Annotated in this window: 9 protein-coding genes; 1 reads left to right on the forward strand and 8 read right to left on the reverse strand. The window is 71.2% G+C overall.

The genetic code is table 11. From position 1 onward, the window contains the following. The 8 genes from AB0C29_RS26515 to AB0C29_RS26550 all read right to left on the reverse strand — a co-directional run. Positions 1 to 242 (reverse strand): TSUP family transporter (locus AB0C29_RS26515; RefSeq protein ID WP_360825288.1); only part of this gene is annotated, 242 nt, incomplete at its 3' end. Beyond that, positions 215 to 1,414, reverse strand: coding sequence for an amidohydrolase family protein (locus tag AB0C29_RS26520; RefSeq protein WP_360825311.1), 1,200 nt, complete (start codon positions 1,412 to 1,414; stop codon positions 215 to 217). The genes AB0C29_RS26520 and AB0C29_RS26515, both read right to left, overlap by 28 nt. Positions 1,415 to 1,485: 71 nt before the next feature. Then, positions 1,486 to 3,165, reverse strand: coding sequence for a CocE/NonD family hydrolase (locus AB0C29_RS26525; RefSeq protein WP_360825291.1), 1,680 nt, complete (start codon positions 3,163 to 3,165; stop codon positions 1,486 to 1,488). Continuing rightward, on the reverse strand, positions 3,162 to 3,479 hold the full coding sequence (locus AB0C29_RS26530) for an NIPSNAP family protein (protein ID WP_360825294.1): 318 nt from the start codon (positions 3,477 to 3,479) through the stop codon (positions 3,162 to 3,164). The genes AB0C29_RS26525 and AB0C29_RS26530 overlap by 4 nt, the downstream gene beginning before the upstream one ends. Positions 3,480 to 3,603: 124 nt before the next feature. Next, positions 3,604 to 4,179, reverse strand: coding sequence for an NADPH-dependent F420 reductase (locus AB0C29_RS26535; RefSeq protein WP_360825297.1), 576 nt, complete (start codon positions 4,177 to 4,179; stop codon positions 3,604 to 3,606). A gap of 75 nt (positions 4,180 to 4,254) precedes the next feature. Further along, the gene (locus AB0C29_RS26540) at positions 4,255 to 4,791 is read right to left on the reverse strand and encodes a universal stress protein (RefSeq protein ID WP_360825300.1); all 537 of its coding nucleotides are present in this window, start codon (positions 4,789 to 4,791) and stop codon (positions 4,255 to 4,257) included. Between the two features lie 363 nt (positions 4,792 to 5,154). Continuing rightward, positions 5,155 to 5,448: a DUF3040 domain-containing protein gene (locus tag AB0C29_RS26545; RefSeq protein ID WP_360825303.1), complete on the reverse strand. Its 294-nt coding sequence runs from the start codon at positions 5,446 to 5,448 to the stop codon at positions 5,155 to 5,157. A gap of 37 nt (positions 5,449 to 5,485) precedes the next feature. Further along, positions 5,486 to 6,337 carry a universal stress protein gene (locus tag AB0C29_RS26550; protein WP_360825305.1) on the reverse strand — a complete coding sequence of 284 codons (852 nt, stop codon included), beginning with the start codon at positions 6,335 to 6,337 and terminating at the stop codon, positions 5,486 to 5,488. A gap of 292 nt (positions 6,338 to 6,629) precedes the next feature. Between AB0C29_RS26550 and AB0C29_RS26555 the strand changes: the two genes are divergently transcribed. Continuing rightward, on the forward strand, positions 6,630 to 6,888 hold a 259-nt coding region (locus AB0C29_RS26555), incomplete at its 3' end, for a universal stress protein (protein ID WP_360825308.1).

Consider the following 6,888-nt stretch of genomic DNA (forward strand, 5'->3'; position numbering starts at 1 on the left):
CACGCGGGCAGCACCCACGGGAGCCGGTGCCGCTGCCCGGCCAGGTCGGCCCGGCTGCCCAGCACGCTGGACAGGTAGCCGGGAAAGACCGACACGGAGTTCGTGACGTTCGCCTGGACCGAGGGCAGGCCGGTCATCAGCAGGGCCGGGAACGTGATCAGCGAGCCGCCACCGGCCAGCGCGTTCACCCCTCCCGCGAGGACGCCGGCCAGGATCAGCAGGAGGACGCGTTCGAGATCCACTGTGGCTGCCGGCCCTTCACCGGGATGCCGGCCCGCCAGACCGCCGAGATCCGGGACGGGTCCGCGAGCAGGGAGATGTCGCGCAGCGGGTTGCCGTCGACGGTCACGACGTCCGCGTCGTAGCCCGGCCGCAGCTGGCCGGAGAGCGGCGCCTGCCGGCCCAGGGTGGCCGGGCCGTTGGCGGTGGCGGCCTCGATCACCTCCAGCGGCTCCATGCCGATCTCGTGGAGCAACCCCGCCTCGCGCCCGTGCCGTCCCCAGGCGGCCGGGGCGTCGCCGGTGCTCTGGATGTCCGACCCCATCGCGATCCGCACGCCGGCCCGATGGGCCCGGGCGATGTTCTCCCGGTGCAGCTGGGCGATTCCCCGCAACTTCCGGATCGCGTACGGCGGCAGCAGCTCGCTGTCCAGCAGCTCCTGGACGATCGTGAGGGTGGGCACCAGAATCGCCCCGGCCTCCGTCATCGCCGCGCACGCCTCGTCGTCGAGGTAGCTGCCGTGCTCGATGGTCAGCACGCCGGCCTCCAGCGCCGCCATGATCCCCGGCTTGCCGTGGCAGTGCGCCGCGACGCTGCGTTCGGCTAGCCCGGCGACCTCCACGACGGTGCGCAGCTCCCGGACGGTCAGCTCCTGATGGATCGGATCGTCGATGACGCTGAGTACGCCGCCGGAGGCGCACACCTTGATGATCCGGGCGTTGTGGCGGAGCTGCTCGCGTACCGCTTTGGCGCACTCGGCCTCGCCGTCCGCCAGCCGGAAGCCGGCGCCCGCGCGACCACAGTCGTGCACCCATGCCGTAGGCAGGGTGTGGATGTCGCCGTGGCCGCCGGTGGCCGACAGCACCGAACCCGCCGCGTAGATCGCCGGGCCCGGCACGAACCCCTCGGCGACCACCGGAGCCAGGTGCAACCCCATCCCGCCGAGCTCCCGGCTGCTGGTGACACCGGCGTCGAGCGCGCGGCGCAGGCTCTGCGCACCCCGGGCGGCGCGGGTCGCGGGATGCTCCTGCACCAGCTGGGCGAAATCGAAGGTGCCCGGACGGCCGCCGTTGAGGTGCGTGTGGCAGTCCCACATTCCCGGCATGACGGTACGGGCCCGGATCGGCTCGACCGCCGAGGATCCGGCCGGAGCACCGCCGCGCGGGCCCGCGTACGTGATGACCGGGCCGTCCATGACGACGACACCGTCGGAGACGGGCGCACCGCGGCCGGGGATCAGCAGATCCGCCTCGATGCGCTGCACGCTCACGTGGTCCTCGCGATCACCGGCAACGTCAGCCGGCTGGGATGCCGCGGTCCGTGGAAGATGCGATTGACGGCGACCTGGCCGCCGGTGGTGGGGTTGCGGTCGAACCGGGGGAAGTCGCTGCCGGCGACCTCGAGCCGGAGGCGGTGCCCGGGCCGGAAGACGTTGGAGGTCACGCCCAGCTCGATCGTCGCCTCGACGATCTCGCCCGGCTCCAGCGGCTGCGGCCGGCTCAACGAGCTCCGGTACCGCATCCGGCAGATTCCCTCGCAGAGGATGATCGCGCGACCGTCGGGGAAGACGTCGACAAGCTTGCCGGTGACGTCGGTGTCGACCGCGGTCGAGGACACGTGCACGGTGAGGGTGACGTGGCCGGTGACCTCCAGCGGCATTTCGAGCGCTTCGGTGGTGTAGCAGAGGACGTCGTCCCGGAGCTCCACGTCCGCCTGATCGGTGGGGCCGGCGAGTCCGTCGACGCCGAGGGTCGCTCCGCCCAAGGTCGGGACCGGGTGGCGCGGATCGTACGGGAACGAGTCGCTGCGGTCCTCGACGGCCGGGGCCCGGTGGAGTCGTCCGTCGCCCGCGGAACTGTTGGCCTGTCCCGCACTGTGCAGGAAGTAGTCCTCGTACCGGGTGCCGGGCAGGGGCCAGTCGTCCTCGTCGCGCCACTGGTCGAGGCCCATGACGAAGATGCGTACCCGCGCGCCGGTGCCGGTGTCGTGGCCTTTCACCCACCGGTCGAAGAACCGCAGATGCGCCTCGGTGATCGCCGCCGCCTTGACGGACCCGGCGAGCCCGAACGAACGGTCCGGGAAGACTCCGAGGTCGGCACCGTCACCGTGCCCCCACGGGCCGATGACCAGCCGCTGCCCCTCCCGGGCCGCCACACTGCCACCGCTGCGGCGCATGGTGGTGTACGAGCGGACGACCTCCCGCGCGAACACGTCGTACCAGCCGGTCAGGTTGAACGCCGGAACGACGATCGCCGCACTGCGCTCCAACGCGGACCGGGACTGCCAGTACGCGTCGTACTCGGGATGAGCGAGCATCTCGCCCAGCCAGGGCAGGCCCCGGACGATGGCGTCGCGGCGGCCGATCAGCTGGTCCGCATCGCCGAGCGCACCCCGGATCTCCGCCGAGGGCCCGTCGCTCTCCTGGCGTGCCAGGTTGGCCATCGCCATGCGGGCCGACCAGTTGAGCAACGTGCCCTGCGCCAACGCACCCTGAGCCGAGTGCCAGGCCCGGTACGGGTCGGCCGAGGTCATCAAGGGAGCGATCGCGCGCAGCACCGGCGGCGCCTGGGTCGCCGCCTGCCACTGCGGGAAGCCCATGTACGAGGCGCCCCACATCCCCACGCGGCCGTCGCACCAGACCTGCCCGGCGAGCCAGGCCAGGGTGTCGACGGTGTCGCTCTGATCGAAGCGGTGCGGTTCCAGCAGGCCGGGGGAGTCCCCGGTGCCCCGTACGTCCTGGACGACCACCAGGTAGCCGTGGTCGACCAGGACCCGGAGGTCGGGCAGCTTCGGATTGCCCAGGTGAGCGGTGGAGGTCCGGCCGTACGGGGTGCGCGTCAGCAGGACCGGCCACGGACCGTTCCCGGCCGGTCGCCACAGATCGGTCGCCAGGGTGACGCCGTCGCGCATCGGCACGGCGACACCGGACTCGACGGACAAACTCATGAGAGTTGGGAGGAGGCGGTCGGCGCCAGCCGCACGGTGACCGCTGCACCGGCCAGAATGTGTCCGAGCCGCGGCCTGATCTCGGATTCGAATAGCGGATCCTGGTGCACCCGGGCCACGACTTCTTCGCGTTCCCCGGCATCGCGGAACTTGCGGATCCAGACGAAAGCGTCTTCGTCGTCGGTATCGGTGAACGCGCCCACGACAACCATTCCGGCCGCCTCATGCACGGGAATGACCTGCTCGTCCATCCACCGGGCCAGTTCCTTGCCGCGGCCCGGTGCCGCCGTTTCCCGCCGAATCTCGTAGAACACGCCAAGCTCCTTTTCGGCCTACCGCTTGCCTTGCGGCCAGGCTAAGCCGGGAGCTCGACGTGAATCCAATGTCCTTTGGTTAACCGGTCATTTACCGTCGTGCAATTCGCCGGCCGGCGACTGCTCAGGCGACGACGCCGAAGCCGCCGGTCCAGGCGATCTTCTCGCCGGCGGCCAGGGTGAGCTGCAGGAAGCCGATCGCTTCGAGCTCCCGGGCCCGGCTCAGGGCGCCCGCGTCCACGGCGCGCAGGCCACCGGTGGTGATCACACCCGCCAGCAGAGCCTTGGCGTCCGCGTCGTCGCCGGCGATCAGGACAGTGGTCGGCAGCGAGCCGACAGCCCCCGAGACCAGGGTGGCGGCGAAGTTGGTGTTGAACGCCTTGAGCACCCGGGACTGCGGCAGGGCGCGGGCGATGTCGGCGGCGGCCGAGGAGTCGGCGGGGACGTTCAGCGAGTCGAACGTCTCGAAGTTCAGGGGGTTGGTGATGTCGACGACGACCTTGCCGGCGAGCTGGTCGGCGCGCTCGGCCAGGATGGCCGGCACGGCCCCGTGGGGGACGGCCAGGACGACGATGTCGCCGGTGACCGGCTTGCCGGTGTCGGAGGAGCTGAACACCTCGACGGTGTTGCCGCCCTTGGTGACCAGGCCGGCGATCGCCGAGCCCATGTTGCCGGTGCCGATGATGCTGATGTGCGCCATGACCGTCCCTCTCGTTGAAGCGGATTTACTTGAAGCAACAACTAATACCGTACGGGGATTCACTTGAAGCTACAACTACCTGGGTCGAGATGTAACGGGAGTCACCCCGCTTCGACTCACGAGGTCGGCGCGCCGGTGGTTGACCGGGTGGCCCGGCTGCGCCGGCTGGACGCCGGTCCACGGCGAGATCGAGGCGGACCGGGACGGCACCGCGATGATCGGCACCGACGCGCCGTGCAGCAGTCGGGTGGCGGTCCGGCCGAGCAGGAGGTTGAACACTGATCCGTGCCCGCGGTTGCCGATGACGAGCACGTCGGCCCGCGCGGCGCTGACCAGATCGAGGATCTTCCGCGGCACGTTACGGGTGGTGGTCCGGGACGACATCACGGTGGCGTCGACGCCGTCCTCCCGGAACCGCCGGACCGTGCGGTGCAGCGCATCGAGCACGGCTGCGCTGTCCTCGGCCAGGAAGCCGGACCTGCTGATGGTCACCTCCTGGACGTGGATGATCACCAGCTTGCCGCCGGTGGCCCGGGTGAGGCCCTCCGCGACGGGCAGTGCGTCGGACGCCGACGCGGAACCGTCGGTGGCCCAGGCGATGGTCGTGAACATGGCCCCTCCTCGGGGAGTCGGACCTCCTCGCCGGAACGGGAGGCTGAGGCGCAAACGAGCGAACGTTGCCGACGCGCGGCAAAGTGGAACGTCCGTTGCTGCGTGCGGCGCGCATGTCCGCGTGGTCCGGACCGCGTCACCATCGGACCAGGCGTCGGACCTGACCGATCGCCGTCGCAGCGCCCTTGGGCACACCGAGACATCGAACGCCACGGTGCGCGTTCGCCGGCCTTCCCCCCGTGGGCCGCTGGAGTGCATCGTCGCGAGCGCGTTCCGATGTACCGCCCTCGGCTGTGACATGCCGGTGCGCGAGGCGACACCGGGCAGGTCCGACGCTTCCTGCTGCTGTTGACCCGGACCGGGCTACGGCCGTGGCGGTTGCCGGTCGTCGGGGGAGCGGAGTTCGTGCGCGAGCCAGATGCCGCCGCTCACGGCCGCCGCGCCCACCGCGATGAGCGCCATTCCCCGGCTGCCCATCAGCACGGCGAAGCCCATGACCAGCGCGGCCGCGAGCAACCACCCGCGTGCGGTCATGCCCCGCCATTCCTGGGGCGAGCGCAGCGGGAGCCGGCCGAATGGCTGCGTGAACGCCGGATCGTCGGACCGCAGTTCCTGTTCGATCTGCGTCAATCGGCGCTGTTCGGCGTCGTTGAGCATGTCTGTCTCCCTTCGGGTCGGCGACGGTGTCGTCGCGTCAGTTCACGTCCTGGGGCGCGGGAACCACCAGCACCGGGCACGAGGCGTGCTCGATCAGGCCGCGCGACGTCGAACCCATCACCAGGCCGCGGAACCCGCCCCGGCCTCGCGTACCGACGACCAGCAGGCCGGCCGCGGTGCGGTACGCGAGATCGATCAGTGCGGACGCGACCGAGTCGCCCGATACGACCTCGGTGCGGTACTTGACGTCGGGGTGGCGCGTACCGGCCCCGAGCGCGCCCGCGTCGCCCGCGGTGGCCCAGAACGCGGAGCTGCTGCCGGCCGGCTGATGGTGGGCCACGATCAGCTCGACGTCGCGGAGTTGCGCCTGCGCGAAGGCGACCTCGGCCGCCCGGTTGGCTCCGGGCGAGCCGTCGGTGCCGAGCACGATCGGCGCGCCTTCCGGCGGATGGTCGCCGCGTACCACCACGACCGGGCAGCGGGCGTGGGCTGTGGCCTGGGTGGCCACCGAGCCGACCCGGAGCCCGGCGAACCCGCCCAGGCCGCGATGACCGAGGACGAGCAGCTGGGCCTCGCCGGAGGCCTCGACCAGTACCCCACCGGGTGACCCGTCGATCAGCCGGGTGGTCACCGGCACGAGCGGGTGATCGGCGCGGACCTCGTGCGCGGTCCGCGCCAGGAGATCCAGCATCGCCGCCCGCGGTCCCTGATCATGCTGATCGTAGGGCGCGTGGAACGGCGGCAGGATCACCGGCCAGCCGAACGCGTGCACGATCTGCAGGCCACAGCCGCGCCGCAGCGCTTCCCGGGCGGCGTGGTGAACGGCCGACAGGGCTGCCGTCGAACCGTCGAATCCGACAAGTACCGGAAGCGGTGAAGGGGAATGCATGATGATTCCTTTCTGATCCGTCCCGGAGCCCTCTGCTGACGGGGCGGTGGCCGGCGGTCGCAGCCGCCACTTCCACCATGGGCTCGGCCGCGGCTCACCGGCAGGCTCCACGGCGGACAAGTCGGCGACCGTGGACTGCCGGTCACCGGCAAGGTGCTGGTTCGGCTGCCACGTTGATTGCTGGCCGTCAGCAACGGAGAGCGCCCGGATTGGTGGCTCGCCCTCCTGCCCGGTCGCCGGAGTCGCGACAACCATGGTGTTGCGGACCCGTTTCCCATGACTGGAGGCAGAGATGAGACACCTCGACGTCGTCGTCGGCATCGACGGCTCGGAGCAGAGCCGGGCCGCGTTGCGTTGGGCCGCTGCGGAGGCCCGGCGCCACGATGCTCCATTGAGGATTGTCACCGCCTTTGAACCGCCGGACGTCAGCGCGCAACAGTCCGACGAGATCGCGGCGGCGGCCGTCGCGGAGGCGCGGGCCCTGGCGCCTGGCGTCGAGGTTTCCGGCGCCGCTGTCGTCGGTGATCCGGCCTCGGTCCTGCTGCGGGCCG

This window comes from Actinoplanes sp. NPDC048791, from assembly GCF_040650095.1.
In the GTDB taxonomy this organism is placed as follows: domain Bacteria; phylum Actinomycetota; class Actinomycetes; order Mycobacteriales; family Micromonosporaceae; genus Actinoplanes.

Coding starts and splice junctions, on each gene's coding strand:
- AB0C29_RS26545 (WP_360825303.1), bottom strand. CDS start 5,448: ATGCTCAACGACGCCGAACAGCGCCGATTGACGCAGATCGAACAGGAA.
- AB0C29_RS26525 (WP_360825291.1), bottom strand. CDS start 3,165: ATGAGTTTGTCCGTCGAGTCCGGTGTCGCCGTGCCGATGCGCGACGGC.
- AB0C29_RS26535 (WP_360825297.1), bottom strand. CDS start 4,179: ATGGCGCACATCAGCATCATCGGCACCGGCAACATGGGCTCGGCGATC.
- AB0C29_RS26540 (WP_360825300.1), bottom strand. CDS start 4,791: ATGTTCACGACCATCGCCTGGGCCACCGACGGTTCCGCGTCGGCGTCC.
- AB0C29_RS26550 (WP_360825305.1), bottom strand. CDS start 6,337: ATGCATTCCCCTTCACCGCTTCCGGTACTTGTCGGATTCGACGGTTCG.
- AB0C29_RS26520 (WP_360825311.1), bottom strand. CDS start 1,414: ATGGACGGCCCGGTCATCACGTACGCGGGCCCGCGCGGCGGTGCTCCG.